Here is a 19,413-nt window from a genome sequence, read left to right as displayed (position 1 = left end):
CCGGGGGGGCAGCGCGCTGCCCGATGCGCTGTCGTTGGCTTCTTCCCTAGACTCGTTCTCGCTGGTTTCGTCGGCGACGATGCCCAGCTGCTCCTGGGCGATCTGGCTGCTCTTGTCGACGCTCACCACCGCATCGACGCTGTCATCCAGCGCGACGGAGACCGCCGCAATGCCAGGATCCGCCTCTCCGTTCAAGCGCTTTTCGCGCAGCAGCTCCATCTGTTCTTCGGGAAGCTCCCACAGCACGTCGTAGGAGGTGCCTTCCTCGTCAAGCATTTGCATATAGTCGTCGATGAGCTGGCGCGTTGTTTTGCCATTGAGGTAATTCATGGGGTCGTAGCGCACCGCATTGCCGGTGGTGTCGGCCACGAAGTTCGCGATGCGCGGCACCAGCGTGGCATTCACCACGAACGCCATCACCACGAACAGCGCGGTGTACACCAGCAGGGCCGCCAGCGTCTGCATGGACAAGCGCCGCCGCAGCACCCGAGACTGCTGGCTCTTCAAGCGGCTCATGCGCTCTGCTCCGGCAGGGATCCCGCGCCTTCTGCGGCAATGCGATACCCCACGCCCCAGACGGTTTCGATCAGCTCCTTGGACGAATCAATGGCCGCCAGCTTCTCACGCACGTGCCGAATGTGCACCATCACGGTATTCGACGCGCTGGCGTCGTAGCGCTCGTCCCACACGCGCTCGTAAATCTCGGAAGCGGGAACGGGCTGCCCGGCGTTTTGCATGAGCAGCGCCAAAATGGCGAACTCCTTCGGCGTCAGGCTGAGCGGCTTGTCGTGCAGAGACGCCTCGTGCGCCAACAGGTCAACCGCGATACCGTGCGCCTCTAGCTGGCCAGGGCTTGCCGGTGTCGCACCCCGCCGCGCCCGCCGCAAATGCGCCCGCACGCGCGCAACCAGCTCGCGCGGTTTGAACGGCTTGGTCACGTAATCGTCGGCGCCCATGGTGAAGCCAACCACTTGGTCGGTCTCTTCGTCGCGCGCCGACAAAAACACGATGGGCACATCGGAGAGCGCCCGCATGCGCCCGCACAGCTCGAACCCGTCCATCTTGGGCATCATCACGTCGATGATCGCCATATCGAAGGGGTCCTGCGCGAAGGCCGCCAGTGCTTCTTCCGGATCGGTGAAAACGGCAGTTTCCATGCCTTCTGGCTGCAGCAGCGACGCCACCAGATCGGCGATCTCTTGCTCGTCATCGACCACCATGACGCGTGTTTTGTCAGTGTTGGCTGCCATGCCTGAATTGTACCCCGCCGCGCTTGCGAAATGCCCGAGCGAGGCGGTTTTAAGGAAAAGTTAAGGCGTATTAAGGAAAGGCTAAGCATGCGGTATGGGAACGTTAAGGCGCCCGCGCGCTAGTCTGAATGCGTTGACTGAGCGTGTCGATCAGCGGCCGACGATGAGAGGAGCGCCCCGCATGAATATCGCATACACCTACACCAGCGAAGACGCTTTCCCCGAACCGCGTGATTTCACTATGGATCGCCGGTCGCGTCAGATGGACAGCCTTTCGCGACAGGTATATCTGTCGAAACTGGCCCAGCGTCGGCGGCCCTCGCGCGCGAAGCAAGCGTTCATCATTGCCGTCACGGCGCTGGTGGGGGTCCTGGTGATGGCCGCGCTCAACGTGTTCGTGTTCTCAAGCATCTCGGCGCTGCCAGCCGATCTCATGGCGCAGCCATCCGCAGAGGACGGGTCGAAGAGCACGCCGCGCCACCTGTGGGTTCGCGGCATCACGCCATTTCTTTACCAAGTGGATGCCGAATGGGCCGATGAGCCCTACGCCGACGGAACCATCGGCACGCACGGATGTGGCCCCACCTGCCTTTCCATGGTATACGTGCAGCTCACGGGCAAACGCGACATGGACCCGGTCGCCATGGCGGCGTTCAGCGAGGAATCCGGCTATACCGAATCCGGTATCACCAGCTGGCTGCTGATGAGCGAAGGCGCCGCGCGTCTGGGTCTGATGCCGCAGGAGTTGAGCGCCAGCGCCGATACGATGCGCGCCCAACTGCGAATGGGCCGCCCCATCATCTGTAGCATGGGGCCGGGCGACTTTACCACCGAAGGGCATTTCATCGTGGTGTGCGGCGTGGATGATCAGGGCCGCCTGATTGTGCACGATCCGAACAGCCCGGAGCGCAGCCAGCAGGTTTGGGATGCATCGCGCGTGCTGTCGCAGTGCCTGAATCTCTGGAGCTTCTCTTCTGGCAGGTAAGTTGCAACTCTCGCGCGTAAAGAGCGTTTTACGCCTTATAATAGGGGGATCACCCTAATAGGGGGTTCAACTTGCATTAAGGAGGCACCATGGCGTTCTATTTCGAGGAACCTTCGCGCACATTCAACGAGTATCTTTTGGTGCCCGGATACTCGGGGAGCAATTGCATCCCCTCTGATGTGTCGCTGAAGACTCCTTTGGTCAAGTACCGCAAAGGACAGGAAGACTGCTCTATTTCGCTGAGCATCCCCCTGATCAGCGCCATCATGCAGTCGGTGTCTGACGACCGTATGGCGGTGGCGCTGGCTACCGAAGGCGGTATGTCGTTCATCTATGGCTCGCAGAGCATCGAAGACGAAGCGGCCATGGTGCAGCGCGTGAAGGACTACAAGGCTGGCTTCGTGGAAAGCGATGTGAACCTCTCTCCCGATATGACGCTGGCCGATGTGGTGCGCTTGAAGGAAGAGCATGGCTTTTCCACCATGCCGGTCACGCAGGACGGCCGCCCGCACGGCAAGCTGCTGGGCATCGTGACCAGCCGCGACTATCGCGTCAGCCGCATGGATCTGACCGAGAAGGTAGCGGACTTCATGACCCCGCGCGAGCGGTTGGTGGTGGCGCCCGCTGACACCACGCTCAAGGACGCCAACGACATCATCTGGGACAACAAGCTGAACTGCTTGCCCATCGTCAACGACGCGGACAACTTGGTGGCGCTGGTGTTCCGCAAGGATTACGATTCGCACAAGAGCAACCCCGACGAAATGCTGGATGACCACAAGCGCTACATGGTGGGTGCGGGCATCAACACGCGCGACTACGCCGAGCGTGTGCCGGCGCTGGTGGAGGCGGGCGTTGATGTGCTGTGCATCGACTCGTCGGAGGGCTACAGCGCGTGGCAGGAGATGACCATCAAGTGGATCCGCGAACACTACGGCGATGCGGTGAAGGTGGGTGCGGGCAACGTGGTCGATCGCGAGGGCTTCCGTTTCTTGGCTGAGTGCGGCGCCGACTTCATCAAGATCGGCATCGGCGGTGGCAGCATCTGCATCACGCGCGAAACGAAGGGCATCGGCCGCGGTCAAGCTACTGCGGTGATCGAGGTGGCTCGCGCGCGCGACGAGTGGTTCGAGGAAACGGGCGTCTACATTCCCATCTGCTCGGACGGCGGCATCGTGTATGACCATCACATCAGTCTGGCACTGGCCATGGGGGCCGATTTCGTCATGCTGGGCCGCTATTTCGCCCGCTTCGACGAGAGCCCCTCGAACAAGGTCATGGTCAATGGCAGCTATATGAAAGAGTATTGGGGCGAAGGTTCGGCCCGCGCGCGCAACTGGCAGCGCTACGACTTGGGCGGCACTAAGAAGGGCATGTCGTTCGAGGAAGGCGTGGACAGCTACGTGCCGTATGCTGGCGCGCTCAAGGACAACGTTGAGCTCACGCTCTCGAAGGTGAAGAGCACCATGTGCAACTGCGGTGCGCTGACCATTCCGGAGCTGCAAGAGAAGGCGAAGCTGACCGTGGTGAGCGCCACTTCCATCGTGGAGGGCGGTGCGCATGACGTTATGCTGCGCGACAAGAACACCTACGCGAGTTCGGCGAGCATGAGGTAGAGAAGGGAAGCGCTTGAAGGGACGCGCGAACAGAGCGAAGAAGCTGACCGCAGGCATTGCGGCGTGCGTTCTTGCGCTTTCGCTGTCGCCTGCTCCTGCGTTAGCTTACGCCCATGCAACTCTGTTCGAGCCAAGCTATGAGGCGGAGCCTGCCGACTGGGATGACTACCTGGGTCCGATCGATTACGCGGGCGCTATGGTCGAACAGCAAGATTGGTCGGTGGGGGCCGAGGTGGTTCCCGATGTTGCCGCACTGCGCACCTGGCTGGAAGCGCGGCTTGAGGCCATGGAGCTGCCGGATGTCATCTTGCACGTCAAGTTGAACGCCACCGAGGTTGTGCCTGCTGTCAACGGTACGGCGGAGGCACCCGAGGGCGTCGCGGGTTCTTTCAAAGCGGAAATCGAGATCAACCGGAGCATCATCGGCTTAGTGTCGAAGCATGTGCCCATTAGCGGCATCATCTTCCCGGTGCCCTACGTCGCTCCGCCCCAGCCCGACCTGACGCCAACGCAACAGGCGGGGCAGCAGATCGAGCAGGCCATTCTCGCGCAGATCGCGGACGACCCTGAGGCGTGGACGGTCGAGCCAGACGCATTGGGCGATATTGCCGCCGACGATGTGGAATCAACGAAGGTAAGCGTGCGAAGCTGGGTTGATGCGAAAGTGGCACCGCTTGTGCCCGTGGGATTCAGCCATGAAGTGGGCGAGCCGGATATCGTCTTGCCGACCGAAGAGGACGAAGGATCGTTCGTGTGCCCGATCTATCTTGAGGAAGCTCAAGAAGACGAGGCGGATGGCGAAGAGCAGACGCACGCAGCCGCAACGGGGCAACCGCACTCGCTCATGATGCGTTCGGCGAGAACGGCAACCATGGAGCCCTCGCGCGAGCCCACACTGCTCATCAAAGGCAAGATCGCGCCACGCGCCGTGAAGGTTCCCAGCGAGCCCGACGATCCGGATACCCCGCCTGATGGCGATCAGAATCTGCAGCCCGATGACGGCAACGGAGACAGTAACGGGTCGCAGGGGAGCGAAGAGCCGAAGGATAATCGTAAGCCCATTCATCCACTGGCGCTGCGCACCATGGATCCGGCACCCGATATCATCAATACGGCCACCCAGCTCGATCGCTCTCGTGTGGTGAAACGACCGAATCAGATCGGTGGCGAAGAGGCGCCAGCGTCCATGTCGTCTACAACGGTGCAGCGCGGGTCATCCATCGCGCCAACCTCCGATGCTTCGCAGTCGACCACAGCGGCTGGCATCACCATTTGCATCATAGCGCTTGCGGTCATCGCGGTGTGCATTTGGCAGTTGCGCCACAAAACGCACGAACGCTAGAGAGCCAGAGAGTTAAGAGCCAAAGAGTCAGAGAGCTGGTGCGTCAGTGCAGAGTGCCAGCGCGCATCTTCGACAGCATCAAGAGAGCGTCCGACTAGTCCTCGCTCGCAAGCCCTTTCACGAAGTCTCGGATCAGTCTGCGCAGATCGTCTACGCCGGTACCCTCGGACGAGCTGGTCAAAATCACCGGCGTGCCCTTCGGCAACTCAAGCTGCTTTTTGATGACCGCTGCTTGGCGAAGCGCTTTTTGTCGGCTCAGCTTGTCGGCCTTCGTCAGAGCGATGGCAAAGGGAAGCTCGCTCTGCACGAGGAACGCGACCATATCGTGGTCCAGGGCGCTCGGGTCGTGCCGGATGTCTATGAGGCTGACCACCAAAGCAAGCTGGCGATCCTGGTCGAAATAACCCTCGATCAGGTCGGACCAGCGTTGCAGTTCGGTCTTCGAGCGTTTGGCGTAGCCGTACCCAGGGAGGTCTACCAAGTCAACGCCATCTACGTCGTAGAAGTTCACGGTGGCTGTTTTCCCCGGCGTGCCGGACACCTTCGCCAGCCCTTTGCGGAACATCAGGCGGTTGAGCAGCGACGACTTGCCCACGTTCGATCGCCCTGCGAACGCCACTTCGGGCAACGCACTCTCGGGCAGTTGCGCTGCCGTTCCGTATGCCGCTTTGAAACGTGCGTTATGGAAGTTCATCGTGCGCTCCATAGCTTTGGTATATTGAATGGCGCGACCACGCATCAGCTGGTTCCAAGCAAGAGGCATGGTATGACGAGCAGCGCGTATTCCCGGCCTTCAAATGCGGGAAAGTTCGGGGCTATTCTACAGAAAACAGGCGAGATTTGCGAATTTGACTCCGAACTTCACCCGCAACGTGGGAAAGTTCGGAGTCGATGAATCTCAGGAGCTTCGTTCGCTCTTCTCATACGCTCGGCGCATCCTACCGGTGCTTGGGGGTTTTGGCAGGGCACTGTCGCTATAATATTCGCTAGCAATGGACACGGTTTTGAAGGACCCCTATGAAAGCATATGACCCGCATGAGATAGAGCCGCGCCTGCAACTGGAATGGCAGGAGAGCGGCCTGTACACGGTTGACGAGACGTCGGACAAGCCGCGCAAGTACGTGTTGGAGATGTTCCCGTACCCGTCGGGGGACATCCATATGGGGCACGTGAGCAACTACACCTACGGCGATGTGGTGGCGCGTTATTCCCGCATGCGTGGGTTCAACGTGCTGCACCCCATGGGATGGGACGCGTTCGGTCTGCCGGCCGAGAATGCGGCCATCAAGCATCATTCGCATCCGGCGAAATGGACGTACGACAACATCGATACCCAGCGCGCCAGCTTCAAGCGCATGGGGTACAGCTACGACTGGGATCGTACGGTGGTTGCATGCGATCCGGAGTACTACCGCTGGGGCCAGTGGATATTCCTGGAGTTCTGGCGTCGCGGGTTGGTGGAGCGGCGCAATAGCCCGGTGAACTGGTGCGACGATTGTGGCACCGTGTTGGCGAACGAGCAGGTGATCGACGGGCGCTGCTGGCGTTGCGACTCTGAGGTGCAGAAGCGCGACCTGACGCAGTGGTACTACAAGATCACCGATTACGCCGAAGAGCTGCTGGCCGATCTGGATCAGCTGACCGGATGGCCTGAGAACGTGAAGCAGCAGCAGGCGAATTGGATCGGGAAGAGCGAAGGCGCGAATGTTGATTTCGAGCTGGTGCCGTTGAGCGCTGAGGTCGGTGCCGCCCATTCACTCGAACAGTCCTCGCTGCGCTGCGGAACTCGCTCGGTGGGCGACACCGACCTCAGCGCCCAAGATGTCGCCCATTCGCTCGAACAATCCTCGTCATGCTGCGGAACTCGCTCGGTGGATAGCACCGATCCCAGCGCAGAAAAGGGAGAACCGAGCGGAACTGGGGAACCCGAAATAATCACGGTGTTCACCACGCGCGCCGATACGCTGTTCGGGTGCTCCTTCTTCGTGGTAGGTCCGGAATATGAAGGGCTGGCGGCGCTGGTGGCTGGCACGGCGAACGAGGCGGAGGTGCTCGCTTTCGCCGAAGAGGCCCGCAAGGTGAGCGCGGTGGAACGCGCGCAGGGCGACCGGGAGAAGCATGGCATCTTCACGGGGCGCTACGTGGTGAATCCGGTCAATGGCGAGCAGGTGCCGGTGTGGGTGGCTGACTATGTGGTGGCCGACTACGGTACCGGCGCTGTTATGGCGGTGCCGTGTGGCGACCAGCGCGACTTCGATTTCGCGCGGAAATACGACTTGCCCATCATTCCCATCATCTTGGGTGAAGACGATCCGCTCTACAATCAGCTGAAAGCCGAACAGGGGCGCGCGGTGACGCAGGTTGATTGGCCTGAGGCATACGCAGCCGAGGGCGTCTTGGTGCAAAGTGGCCCCTACACTGGCATGAAAGGCGGCAAGCACTCAGAGGGCGAAGCTGCCATCGTGGCGGCGCTGGAGAAGGCTGGCAAGGGCAAGCGCACCACCGAATATCGGCTGCGCGACTGGCTGATCAGCCGTCAGCGTTACTGGGGCAACCCCATTCCGGCCATCCATTGCCCGCAGTGCGGGGTGGTGCCGGTACCCGAAGAGGACCTTCCCGTGCGCCTGCCCGAGGACATTGACCTTGCCGCAGGCGAAACGCTGGCCACGCACGCAGGTTTCGCGAATACCACATGCCCTGCGTGCGGTGGCCCCGCCAAGCGCGAGACCGACACGATGGACACTTTCACGTGTTCCAGCTGGTATTACATGCGCTACTGCGACCCGCATAACGTGCATGCGCCGTTCGCGAGCGACCAGGTGAACGCGTGGATGCCGGTGGATCAGTACATCGGCGGCATCGAGCATGCCATTTTGCATCTGCTGTACAGCCGCTTCTTCACGAAGGTGCTGCGCGATGCGGGGATGCTCGATTTCGACGAGCCGTTCGAGAACCTGCTGTGTCAGGGTATGGTGCTCGATGCCAACGGCGAGGTAATGAGCAAATCGAAAGGCAACGTGGTCAGCCCGGAAGAGATGATCGCGGACTACGGCGCCGATGCGGTGCGCGCCGCCATGCTGTTCATGGGGCCGCCGGACAAAGAGAAGCTGTGGAATGACGACATCGTTCCCAGCATGCTGAAATTCCTGAACCGCGTGTGGCGCATCGTGCATGATCTGGTCGGCAAGGCGGGCGACGAGACGCTGTTCGATCCGCAGGCCGATGCGTCCGATGCTCATGCGCTCGCCATGGAAATGAAACGCGAGCGGCATCGCGTGGTGGGCAAGGTGTCTGACGATTTCGACCGCAATAATTTCAACACGGCGCTGGCGGCCATCATGGAACTGACCAATGCAGTGGCGTCGTTCTTGCGACTGCGTCCGGCCGAGCATCGGGTGGCGTGCGAGACGGGCGGGCCGCTGTGCCGCGAGGTGGCCGAGACGCTAGTGAAGCTGATCGCGCCCATTGCGCCGCATATGGCAGATGAGCTGTGGCAGACCACGCTTGAGCAGAGCGGGTCGGTTCATGAACAACCCTGGCCCGAATACGACCCTGAACAGGCCAAGGCTGACGAAGTGGAGATAGCCGTGCAGCTTGCCGGGAAGGTAAAGGCGCGCATCATGGTGACAGCGGATGCCGACGAGAACGCGGCGGTGGCGGCGGCCGAGGAAGCGGTGGCTTCGCACCTTGAGGGAAAGACCGTCATCAAGCGGATATACGTGCCGGGGCGCCTGGTGAATATTGTGGCGAAGTGATCTTGGCAACAATATGGCCAAGAAATGCTGCTGATACGATGATGCGCCTGCGCAGGGGTGCATAATCGGCTCTATGAGCGAGCTAGGAAATACGCTGTTGATCGCGAACCCCGTGGCGCAGAGCGGACGGGGCTTGGCGGCGGCGCAACGAGTGTGGAAGCTGCTGAGCGACCAGCTGGGCGATTCCGTTTCGCTGGCAATGACGAAGAGCGCCCATCATGCTGTTGATCTGGCGGCAGGTGCTGCCAACTTCGATACCGTGGTTGCGATTGGTGGCGACGGGGTCATCCACGAGGTGAGCAATGGCTTGATGGCGCTTCCCAATGACGACCGGCCGAAGCTGGGCCTCGTACCCGTGGGGTCGGGCAATGATTATGCACATATGCTGGGCGTTTCGTCAGACCTTCGCACCGCATGCGGTCAGCTGCTCTCGGCGGAAGCGCTCGATGCCGATGTGGGTCTGGTCAACGGAACGTTCTACGTGGAGACGCTCTCCTTCGGGCTTGATGCGGCCATTGCGCTGGACACCATGGATCGCCGCAAGCGCACGGGCAAATCGGGCACGCCTCTTTACATGGCCAGCGGCTTCGATCAGCTCATGCACCACCTTGACTCGCTCTCCTACACCGTGCAGTTCGACGACGAAGAGCCTGTGAGCGGCATGTCCATCACCTTCGCGGTGCAGCTGGGGAAGTACTATGGTGGCGGGTTCAACATATGCCCGGACGCGAGTTTGACGGACGGTCTGTTCGATATCTGCATCGCGCATCCGCCGGTCGGCAAGCTCAAAGCTGCGGTGGTGTTCATGATGGCGAAGGGCGGCAAGCATCGCAAGGTGAAGCAGATCGAGACGCGCACCGCGTCAAAGGTGCGCATTGAGTTCAGCGAGGAACCGCCCGCCCAGGTTGATGGCGAGCGTATCGAAGGCCGCGTGTTCGATATTGATGTGGTGCCGCATGCGCTTCGGGTGCTGAGGCCAGCGCCGTAGCGGTTGACGAGGCCTCAGCGCGCTGAGCATCGGTGTGGCGAATCGGCGCCTTGAGGATCGACGCCTTTACGCGTAGAACAGAATCTCGTTATAGGTGGGCACGGGCCACATGTTGCGCTCCACGATGATCTCCATGTTGTCCACCGCGTCGCGCAGGCTGTCCATCACGGGCACGATCTGGTGCGCGTTCATGTTGGCGCGCTCCTGCTGATCTTCCAGTTGTAGCGAAGTGAAATGCAGTTCGTGTAGCTTCTCTAGCTGACGATTGATCTCAGCTGAACCGAATAGCAGCGTTTGCAGCTTCTTCTGCTGCGTTTTCAGATCAGCGCTGGGACAGGCCGCCTTCACCTCGTTGATGTGGCGCGCCACCTCGGCGGCGAAGCGGTTGATGGCGGGCAGGTAATCGCGGCGCACCAAGCGCTTCATGGTGCGTATCTCGATGTTCATCGTTTTGTTGTACTTTTCCAGCTTCACTTCGTAGCGGCTGCGGACCTCGGTTTCGCTGAGCACATGGAACTCGCCGAACAGGTCAATGGATTTCTGGCTGATGAAGCACGGCAGCGCGTCGGCAGTGGTCTTGTGGTTGGCCAGTCCGCGGCGCTCAGCCTCGATGGGCCACTCGTTGCTGTAGCCGTCTCCGTTGAAGATGATGCGCTGGTGGTCGCGCAGGGTGCGTTTCACATAATCGAGCGCGGCTGCGCGGAAATCGTTGCCGGTCTTGCCCGCCATTTCGTTCGCGAACTCTTTCAGGCTCTTCGCCATGGCCGTATTGAGGATCATGTTGCAGTCGGAGAGGTTTTGTTCGCTGCCGGGCATGCGGAACTCGAACTTGTTGCCGGTGAAAGCGAAGGGGCTGGTGCGGTTGCGGTCGCTGTTGTCCTTCAGGAAGTTGGGCAGCTCGGCCACGCCCAGGTCCATCTCGGCGCGCTTGTCGCTGTGGTAATCCTCGCCAGCGATGAGCGCATCGACCACGCGGCTCAGCTCGTCGCCTAAGAAGATACTGACAATGGCTGGCGGCGCTTCGTTCGCGCCGAGGCGATGATCGTTGCCCGCGCTTGCGGCTGACATGCGCAGCAGTTCCTGGTAATCGTCCACCGCTTGGATGACACCGGCCAGAAACACCAGGAAGCGCAGGTTGCTGATGGGGTCGTCGCCGGGGTCGAGCAGATTCTTCCCGTCGGCGCTGAGAGACCAGTTGTTATGCTTGCCGCTGCCATTGATGTGCTCGAACGGCTTCTCGTGCTCAAGACAAACCAGCCCGTAGTGGCTGGCAAGCAGGCGCATCTCTTCCATGGTCAGCAGATTTTGGTCAATGGCTCGGTTCGCGTTCGCGAACAACGGCGCCAACTCGTGCTGACAGGGGGCAACCTCGTTGTGCTTCGTCTTCGCCGGTACGCCCAGCTTCCACAGCTCGTCGTCAAGCTCCTTCATGAAGTTGTTGACGCTGGGACGGATGGCGCCGAAGTAATGCTCTTCCATTTCCTGGCCTTTGCAGGGGGAGTAGCCGAAGAGCGTACGGCCGCAGAGCATGAGATCCATGCGTTGCTCGTAGTCTTTTTCGCTGATGAGGAAGTATTCCTGCTCGGCGCCCAAGGTGGTGATGACGCGCTGGTGCGGCTCGCCGAAGAGGCTGAGCACGCGGTTCGCCTGCTCTTCAATCGCGCGCATGCTGCGCAGGAGGGGTGTTTTCTTGTCCAGGGCTTCGCCGGTGTAGCTACAGAAGGCGGTGGGAATGCACAGCACCTCGTCTTTGATGAAGGCGAACGAGGTGGGGTCCCATGCGGTGTAGCCGCGCGCTTCAAACGTGGCGCGCAGACCGCCCGAGGGGAAGCTGGAGGCGTCCGGCTCGCCCTGGATGAGCTCCTTGCCGGAGAAGCTCATGATGGCGTGGCCGTCGTCAATGGGGTCGATGAAGCTGTCATGCTTCTCTGAGGTGATGCCGGAGAGCGGCTGGAACCAATGTGTGTAGTGGGTGGCTCCCAGCTCGATGGCCCATTCCTTCATGGCGTGCGCGACCACGTTGGCTACGTCTAGGTCAAGCGGCGCGCCGCCTTTGATCGTTTTCATGAGCTGCCGATAGGTTGCCGAGGGCAGACGCTCCTGCATCGTGTGCTCGTCGAAGACCATTGCGCCATAAATATCCTGGACCTTGGACATTGCTGCTCCTTAGAGGTTGCTAGAGGTCGTCGCACGGTTTCCGTGCCTGTACGCATTGTACGTTACACGGGGTGTGTTGCGATATGTTTTCGGGCGGAAAAGAAGAAACCCGCCGAAGCGGGTTTCCAAAGGGCATTTGTGCGACTGCGTGCGATCGTGATTCGCATGCGATGCACGAAAGCTTAGCGCTTGGAGAACTGCGGACGCTTGCGCGCCTTCTTCAGGCCGTACTTCTTGCGCTCCACCATACGGGGGTCGCGCGTGAGGTAGCCGGCCTTCTTCAGTTCGGCGCGATAGTCGCCAGCTTCCAGCAGCGCACGGGCGATGCCGAGACGCAGCGCGCCAGCTTGACCCGAGATGCCGCCGCCATTGATGCGGGCGATCACGTCGAAGTGCCCCTGGGTGTCGGTCACCTTGAACGGCATGGTCGCATAGCTCAGCAGACCAGCGCGGGTGAAGTAGGCGTCGCCTTCGCGGCCGTTCACCGTGATCTTGCCGGTGCCGGGAACCAAGCGCACACGCGCGATGGCGTTCTTGCGACGGCCGGTGCCGTAATAAAGGGCTTCTGTCTTAGCTTCTGCCATGGTTTAACCCTCCAGTTCTATCTTGCGCGGGTTTTGCGCTGCATGCGGATGGTCGGGGCCAGCGTACACCTTGAGCTTCTTGCCCTGGGCGCGGCCGAGCGTGGTCTTCGGCAGCATGCCCTTCACGGCGTGCTGGATGACGCGTTCCGGATGCTTCTCCATGGCCTCTGCGAACGTTTCCGACTTCAAGCCGCCGGGATGCCCCGTGTGGTGGAAGTAGGTCTTGTCCGCCGTTTTGTTGCCCGTGACGCGGATCTTGTCGGCGTTGACGATGACCACGAAATCTCCCACGTCCACGTGGGGCGTGTACTGCGGTTTCGTCTTGCCGCGCAGGATGTTGGCCGCCAGCGATGCCACGCGCCCGAGGACCTGGTCCTCAGCGTCGATCAGCACCCACTCGCGCTCTACCTCGCCGGGCTTTGCATGATACGTCTTCATCAAGCATTCCTTTGCTACGGTGCTCAGCGGTTGAAGCACCCTTGCGGGACCGCTGAACGTGTGTGGTTTCAAAAGTGCAGCTTCACCGCGTGTCGGGTTCCTACGCCGACGGCATCGCGTTGGGTCTGGACACCCGCGCTGTGCCTGCGCCTTCGCTGCTTTACGGGGCTTTTGAAAGCAACTTTTAGAAGATAAATGAAGCTCTTCGGGAAGTCAACGGAAAACCGCTTTCAGAGCGCTCCGAGCAGGTAAAAGCATCGTTTCCGAACATAGCATCTCTCACAAACTGCTCCAACTGAGCTTCATGGGCTTCAAAACAAAGACTCGGAAGCATTAGTGGAATCTGTTGCCTTGTCTGTCCGTCATTTTGTATCATTGATACAAAATCGGAAAGGAATACCATGGGGAAGCTGCTCTATCCACCGACATATGGTCCGCTCCTGGATCCTGATGGATGGCTGCCTGAATATCCCCCTGAGCTCTATATAACGGATGTCTCGCGCTCACACGTTGAAAAGTACCTTTCTGCCGCAAAAGCTTGCATCAGAAATGACGAATTCTATATCGAAGAAGGCGGCAAGAACGAATCGCGTCTCAAGAACAGGGCGTTCATCTTCGCCTATGGCCTCCATATGCCCGCATCCCTCAAAAGGCTTTTATTGACCTCGATTCCCAGGAGTTCTGCCACATCAAGAAGACCGAGTACGGAGGACTGCTCTATGTGTTCTGAGCACAGCGCGAGTTGTAAAAGGCCCTCAGCGGTATGGAATCCGTGCTGATCTACATCAAATTCGACTACGACAAGAGCAGACACAAGAAGCTTGTGGTCGTATCTCTCCATGAACTGGAAGATCCTATCTATGTTCCGTTCCAAGAATAGGAGCAAGCGATGAAACCTTTAGCATACTGCCCCCAGTGTTCAGAAGAAGTCGATTTCGACACGCGGATCGAAACGGAAACGACCGAGCTCGATGGGCATCTTTATTCCTATGAGACAAAGCGCGCCTATTGCCGCACCTGCGGCTCAGCAGCTTCGTATCTTCCCTATCTGGAAGAAGCCGGCAATGCTTTCGGAGATGCAGTGCGGTCCGAACAGGGCATCGTGACCCTTGCTGTGGTCCGCGACCTTCCGAAAAGATACGGGATAGGAAAGCGGCCGCTATCCAGGCTGCTCGGCTGGGGAGAGCTGACCTATTCCCGTTTCGTGGATGGCGCGATCCCTTCCAAAGAATATTCCGATCGCATCCAGCATCTCTACGGTGATGCCCAGGCCTATTACAGTTGCCTAAAAGGGGGCAGGGGCCGCATCAGCGAGCACGCCTATAACAAATCAAAACGCGCCGTCGAGCGCATCTTGGATAAAGAATACCCGGGATACACAAAGGTCCAGGAAGTTGCCTACTTCTTCATGTCGCTCGCAAACGGCGACCTGACGAATTCAGCGCTCAACAAGCTGATCTACTACGCCCACGGTTTCAGTTATCGCTTCTTGCCGCAACCTTTAATCCAGCAGCGGCCGAAGGCATGGACTTACGGGCCTGTCTATGGCCAGGTCTGGCATGACTTCGAGAACATCTGCAGAGAAGAGCTTGCGACGGAAGACCTTGCGGACGAGTCACCGTTCAGCTGCGAGGAAGAAGATTACCTGATTGCGGTCTACTCCGCATTCGGCCGTTATAGCGGTAGCGTTCTTTCCGACATCACCCATACGGAAACCCCGTGGCTCGCAGCTCGGGAACGAGGGGCTGCCCAACCAGATGAGCCCAGCGACGAGCCGATCGACCTGAAAGAGATGAGCGATTACTTCAAGGCAATCGCAGCAAATGCGCACATGGCCTCTCCACGCGACATCTCGAGATACGCCAGATCAAAAGCCAAGGAAATCAGATAATGGGGCTCACTAAGCGCGGGTGCGGCTGAAGAGCTCTTTCCAGTCGCTGGCGGCCAGGATGGTGCCGGCCAGGATGGCGATGCAGCAGACGATCTCCACGGGCCCGGGGATGGTGCCGAGCAGGATGAGGCCGAACAGGACCGCCCAAGCGGAATAGGAGATGTTGAGGGCCATGGCCTTCGCCGCTCCGATGCGGGATATGCCCTTATAGTAGAACAGATACGAGATGGAGCCCGTCAAAGCCGCCAGAGCCACCACGCCGGTGGCAAGCGTCGGCACCGCTTGGACGGTGAAGAGCCACGCGCCGAAGACGGGCAGCACGACGACGCAGTACACCAAAGCCGAGGTGGTCTCGCGGATCTGCAGCGCTGTTTCGTTGTCGACGTTGTCATCGCGCATGCCCCAGGCGCAGATGACGGCTTCAGAACCCCAACCGACCACCGTGGCGAAGGCGCCGAGCAAGCCGATCACCGGGTCGCCCGTCACCGTGGTGTCCGACGCCAGGTACCCCATGGCGATGATGCCCCCCAGCGCTACGATCAGCGCGATCACCTGCTTGAACGACATCGTCTCCTTCAGCAGCAGCACAGCCATCACCGTGCCGAAGGCCGGATAGAACGACGAGATGATAGCGGTGTAGCCCGCGCCGATGTTGTTGATGGCGATCACATAACCGGTCATACCCACCGGGCCGCCCAGCAGCGCGCCCAGCATGACCACCTTGCCGCTTCGTGTTTTGAGAGCGGCCACCGTGTCTTTGAGGCGACCACGCACTAGCATGTAAAGGAAAAGCCAGATGGCGCAGAAGACATCATGGAGCGCTGATCCTACGATGGCTGCCAACGCCAGCGCCTCCACCGTGCCAATGAATGGAGCCATGGACATACCGATGCCCAAGATAACGGTATCCAGCCCCCACAGAATGCCACTGGTAAGACCGTACTTCATATCGTTCCCTTCTTATCTGTTCGGCGTGTTGCGTGTTATGCGCGCTCGTACATGCCCAGTGCGCGCTCCACATAGTCCTTCCCGTAGCGGTAATAGATGTGCAGCCATTCGCCCACCATCTCGCCTTGGGATTCTTTGTACAGTGACCAGACGTACCAACACCACCCCGCGAAGGCCACGAACGCGAAGTTGTGACGGAGCTCTTCCGGGCTGGGTTCGCGCCCGAAATAGAACGCAAGGGCCTGTCGTGCGGTTTGGTCGTCTGCTTGGGTTTCCACGATGAACGTGCCATAGTCACTCGCGTAATCTGCCATGCCCGCATATTCCCAGTCGATCAAGTGCATGGAGCCTTCTTTGTCGAGCAAGATGTTCATGGGCCAGAAATCGTTATGCGACAAACAAACGAGCGAATCGTCCTGCTCTACATAGGCGTGCAGACGATCGATCTTCTGTGCGACGTTTTCGTATCCTGCGATGTCGATCGCACTGCGGCGGCCGAGCAGTCCTTCGTAGTAGCGGCTCTTCTCGTAAAAATCGAACGTCGCATCAATGTGCTGTTCGCTGTCGTGCAGTCGGCGAGCGAGCTCCATCATGCTACGAAGATGCTCTTCGTTTGCAACATCAGGAGCTTCGCAGTCAGGGACGAATCGGGATATTTTCCAACCACGCTGGGCATCTTCGAAGATGAACGTGTCGTCGAGGCCAAGATCCTGTGCGATCTTCTGAGCGGCTGCTTCGCTCGTCCGATCGACCAAGACATCGGTTCCCACGCCAGGGTGCCGATAGACGTACTCGTTCCCGTCTACCGAAAAATGACAGGAAAGATTGGTGATCCCTTGTTTTAAGGGATAGACATTCTCGATTTGCGATCGGCTGCATTCAAGCACGGTTTCGATGTTGGCGAATATCTCAGAATCGACGTTTTCGAGGAACGAAGAATCGAAGCGCTGGAGCTCATCGAGCGAGTCGAACTCATTGATCATGCCTGTGGGATAAGGCTTGACCATCATATCCAGTTCGTCGATATGATCGATGAAGAGCTGTTCCCAAAGCTTATCGCGCGTTTCAGGCAAGTCGTATTCAGCATCAAGGATATCAACAAAGCGATGCGAGAATGCGCGGTCGAAATAGGCATGACCCATCATGTACCATGCGTCCTGGCCGCCGATCTGCACATCCACAATGCGCTTGCCAGCACCTGCGGTCATGCACCATTCCTCAGTGGGGCCTTCGATGAACTGGGCCGCATAGTACGCTTTCCATTCGTAGGGACTGAAAGGATTGTCGGTAAAATAGTTATCAGATGAACATATATAGGTGTTTCCCAGACGGTCTTCCACCACCTTGAGAGATGAATGATTGTTTCGTTCTGCGTATTGCTCATTGACGGCGATCTTCACATCGAAGAGATCTTCCAGATAGAAGTACTGTTCCTGCTTGTAGCCAGTTACGATAGTGATGTCGGTGATGCCTGCTTCCTGGAGTTGCTCGATCTGGCGCTCGACGAGCACTTCGCCGCGGACCTTGAGCAAGCCCTTTGGCTTCTCATACGAAATAGGTGCGAAGCGAGATGAAAGACCAGCAGCAAGAATGATCGCGTTATCCACGCGATACGGGGAAAGTTCTGTGTGCCCCTTTGCAGTGATGGCTCCCTTCTGGTCAAGAAGGAGGTCGTCTTTCAAGGATTTGAGCGCGCCATTGATAGTACCGAGTGAAAGGCCGGTTCGGGCTGCTAGATCTCGTTGAGATGAGTGCCCATTGCGGGCGATCTGTGACAGAACAGCGAAAGTGGTCCTGCTGAGCACGATGCCTCCATGTTCAAGCCGAATAGAATCATGACTATTATTGAACATCAACGTAAATGCACAAGCGGAATCTTTGCCAGCGGGTGTTCATATGGGGTAAGTGGATCAATAGAAATGAACATATTGGCACTAAGGTAATGACTGGGCGGAAGAGGGGTATGTGTTGTTTTGACTATGTTTTGGAGTAAATGTATTCAATTTGTTACCCTTACATCATTTGTCCCTTGGATAGGTCACAACAAGGGTCGACCAAGGAGAAGGTATGGTGAACAAGAATCGCTCCGATGCAGGTAAGTCGGATATGAGTACAGCGAATAAAGCTCTTGCATGTGTGCTTACCGTTGCGCTTGGCGCAGGTATGCTGCCGGTACTGAATCAGTCAGAGGCGTTCGCGGCAGAAGATTCCGTGGACCAGACCGCTTCGGAGCGCGTATCTAGCGAATCGGCATCTGCTTCCGAAAACGAGACTGATCAGCCCATAGACGACGCCTCTTCGCAGGACGAAACGAACGAGAACGAATCCGCATCAGCTGAAACCGCTCCGGGAGCAAATGAGAATGCGGTTATGGGATCGAGCGCTCGCAGCGCCCAAAACGAGTCCGCGGATGCAAGTGAATCTGCTAGCGACCCGCAACAGGAGAACAGCTGGAGATTTGCGAATGGCCAGCCGCTTGCTCCTGAGGATATCGACACCACGGGGGACAGTGCCCGTAAGTCACGCAGCATCGTGAACAACGGCGGCTACAAGGCATTCGATTGGTTTGATGCAGTCGGTGGGGCGTGCCCAAGCGAAGGTGCTTCCACTGGCATTGATGTCAGCGAGCATAACGGCAACATCAACTGGACGGCCGTGCGAAACGCAGGTGTCAACTTCGCCGTTATCCGATGCGGGTACGGGCAGAATTATAGTTCGCAGGATGACAAGAAATGGATGCAGAACGTTCAAGGGTGCAATGCGGCGGGTATGCCGTTTGGTGTGTATCTGTACTCCTATGCGAAGGATACCGCTTCCGCTCGAAGTGAAGCGGATCATGTGGTGCGTTGTTTGAAAGCCGCACAGAGTCATTTGGGGAACTTCAAGTTGCCCATCTATTACGATATGGAGGACAGCACCACCGAAAGTGCGAATCTGACCGCCATTGCACAAGCTTTTATGGGGCGTTTGGCCGAGCACGGATATCGGAACGTGGGCGTCTATGCGAATACGTCGTGGTGGAACAACAAGCTCACAGATAGTTGCTTCAATAGCTGGCATCGCTGGGTTGCCCAGTACAACACCACGGGTTTGGTGTACTCGAAGTTCAATAAGAACAACGATATCTGGCAGTTCTCAAGTGCAGGCGCAGTGGATGGCATCTCGGGCAAAACGGACCTGAACTATTCGCACATATCGTCGTTGCCGCGCCGATCTGGCTGGAGCTGGCATGGTAGCCATTGGATGTATTGGGAAGGTGGCGAGGCCGTAAAGAGCTGCACCAAAGTCATCGGAGGTGCGACATATCGGTTCAATGCGTCGGGTCATATGTTGACCGGATGGGTCAAAGAGGGAAATACGTGGTACTGGCATCAGAGCAATGGCGCTATGGCCAAGGGCTGGGTGTACATGGCGGATCACAACTACTACTACTTCGATCCGTCTACCGGTGTGATGAA

Annotated in this window: 16 protein-coding genes; 7 read left to right on the top strand and 9 right to left on the bottom strand. The window is 58.7% G+C overall.

What is annotated here, in order from left to right; all coding sequences use genetic code 11:
* Together NFR19_RS08325 and NFR19_RS08320 are read right to left on the bottom strand one after the other, a co-directional pair.
* Positions 1-516 (bottom strand): hypothetical protein (locus NFR19_RS08325; protein ID WP_251213332.1); only part of this gene is annotated, 516 nt, incomplete at its 3' end.
* Positions 513-1,250, bottom strand: a complete 738-nt coding sequence (locus NFR19_RS08320; RefSeq protein ID WP_251213331.1) for a response regulator transcription factor — start codon at positions 1,248-1,250, stop codon at positions 513-515. The genes NFR19_RS08320 and NFR19_RS08325, both read right to left, overlap by 4 nt.
* Positions 1,251-1,431: 181 nt before the next feature.
* Here NFR19_RS08320 and NFR19_RS08315 point away from each other — a divergent pair, with 181 nt between their 5' ends.
* The 3 genes from NFR19_RS08315 to NFR19_RS08305 all read left to right on the top strand — a co-directional run bounded on the left by NFR19_RS08315 (position 1,432) and on the right by NFR19_RS08305 (position 5,193).
* Positions 1,432-2,235: a C39 family peptidase gene (locus NFR19_RS08315; protein ID WP_251213330.1), complete on the top strand. Its 804-nt coding sequence runs from the start codon at positions 1,432-1,434 to the stop codon at positions 2,233-2,235.
* A gap of 89 nt (positions 2,236-2,324) precedes the next feature.
* On the top strand, positions 2,325-3,851 hold the full coding sequence (locus NFR19_RS08310; RefSeq protein WP_251213329.1) for an IMP dehydrogenase: 1,527 nt from the start codon (positions 2,325-2,327) through the stop codon (positions 3,849-3,851).
* A 13-nt stretch (positions 3,852-3,864) separates the two neighbouring features.
* Complete coding sequence (locus NFR19_RS08305; RefSeq protein ID WP_251213328.1) at positions 3,865-5,193, top strand: hypothetical protein; 1,329 nt, start codon at positions 3,865-3,867, stop codon at positions 5,191-5,193.
* A 94-nt stretch (positions 5,194-5,287) separates the two neighbouring features.
* Here the strand turns inward: NFR19_RS08305 and yihA are convergent, their stop codons facing one another.
* Positions 5,288-5,887 (bottom strand): ribosome biogenesis GTP-binding protein YihA/YsxC, encoded by a 600-nt coding sequence (yihA, locus tag NFR19_RS08300; protein WP_251213327.1) that lies wholly within the window; start codon positions 5,885-5,887, stop codon positions 5,288-5,290.
* Positions 5,888-6,210: 323 nt separating this feature from the next.
* Here yihA and leuS point away from each other — a divergent pair, with 323 nt between their 5' ends.
* Both leuS and NFR19_RS08290 read left to right on the top strand, forming a co-directional pair.
* Positions 6,211-8,949 carry a leucine--tRNA ligase gene (gene leuS / locus NFR19_RS08295; RefSeq protein ID WP_251213326.1) on the top strand — a complete coding sequence of 913 codons (2,739 nt, stop codon included), beginning with the start codon at positions 6,211-6,213 and terminating at the stop codon, positions 8,947-8,949.
* A gap of 73 nt (positions 8,950-9,022) precedes the next feature.
* The gene (locus NFR19_RS08290) at positions 9,023-9,937 is read left to right on the top strand and encodes a diacylglycerol/lipid kinase family protein (protein ID WP_251213325.1); all 915 of its coding nucleotides are present in this window, start codon (positions 9,023-9,025) and stop codon (positions 9,935-9,937) included.
* Positions 9,938-10,003: 66 nt separating this feature from the next.
* On the opposite strand, the gene NFR19_RS08285 is transcribed toward NFR19_RS08290, so the two are convergent.
* The 4 genes from NFR19_RS08285 to NFR19_RS08270 form a co-directional block, all read right to left on the bottom strand.
* Positions 10,004-12,094, bottom strand: a complete 2,091-nt coding sequence (locus NFR19_RS08285) for a glutamine synthetase III family protein (RefSeq protein WP_251213324.1) — start codon at positions 12,092-12,094, stop codon at positions 10,004-10,006.
* A gap of 182 nt (positions 12,095-12,276) precedes the next feature.
* A complete protein-coding gene (gene rpsI / locus NFR19_RS08280; protein WP_251213323.1) occupies positions 12,277-12,678 on the bottom strand; it encodes a 30S ribosomal protein S9 in 402 nt (133 codons plus the stop codon).
* 3 nt (positions 12,679-12,681) lie between these two features.
* Positions 12,682-13,116, bottom strand: a complete 435-nt coding sequence (gene rplM, locus NFR19_RS08275; protein WP_349665532.1) for a 50S ribosomal protein L13 — start codon at positions 13,114-13,116, stop codon at positions 12,682-12,684.
* A 619-nt stretch (positions 13,117-13,735) separates the two neighbouring features.
* Positions 13,736-13,957, bottom strand: a complete 222-nt coding sequence (locus NFR19_RS08270) for a hypothetical protein (RefSeq protein ID WP_251213321.1) — start codon at positions 13,955-13,957, stop codon at positions 13,736-13,738.
* Between the two features lie 48 nt (positions 13,958-14,005).
* Here NFR19_RS08270 and NFR19_RS08265 point away from each other — a divergent pair, with 48 nt between their 5' ends.
* On the top strand, positions 14,006-15,007 hold the full coding sequence (locus NFR19_RS08265) for a Panacea domain-containing protein (protein WP_251213320.1): 1,002 nt from the start codon (positions 14,006-14,008) through the stop codon (positions 15,005-15,007).
* A gap of 9 nt (positions 15,008-15,016) precedes the next feature.
* Here the strand turns inward: NFR19_RS08265 and NFR19_RS08260 are convergent, their stop codons facing one another.
* Both NFR19_RS08260 and NFR19_RS08255 read right to left on the bottom strand, forming a co-directional pair.
* Positions 15,017-15,955: a DMT family transporter gene (locus NFR19_RS08260; protein ID WP_251213319.1), complete on the bottom strand. Its 939-nt coding sequence runs from the start codon at positions 15,953-15,955 to the stop codon at positions 15,017-15,019.
* Between the two features lie 35 nt (positions 15,956-15,990).
* A complete protein-coding gene (locus NFR19_RS08255) occupies positions 15,991-17,808 on the bottom strand; it encodes a phosphotransferase (RefSeq protein ID WP_251213318.1) in 1,818 nt (605 codons plus the stop codon).
* 214 nt (positions 17,809-18,022) lie between these two features.
* On the opposite strand from NFR19_RS08255, the gene NFR19_RS08250 reads away from it, so the two are divergent.
* Positions 18,023-19,413 (top strand): glycoside hydrolase family 25 protein (locus tag NFR19_RS08250; protein WP_251213317.1); only part of this gene is annotated, 1,391 nt, incomplete at its 3' end.

Source organism: Adlercreutzia murintestinalis (assembly GCF_943192905.1).
In the GTDB taxonomy this organism is placed as follows: domain Bacteria; phylum Actinomycetota; class Coriobacteriia; order Coriobacteriales; family Eggerthellaceae; genus Adlercreutzia_A; species Adlercreutzia_A murintestinalis.
This window is presented reverse-complemented; position numbering and strand designations above follow the sequence as displayed.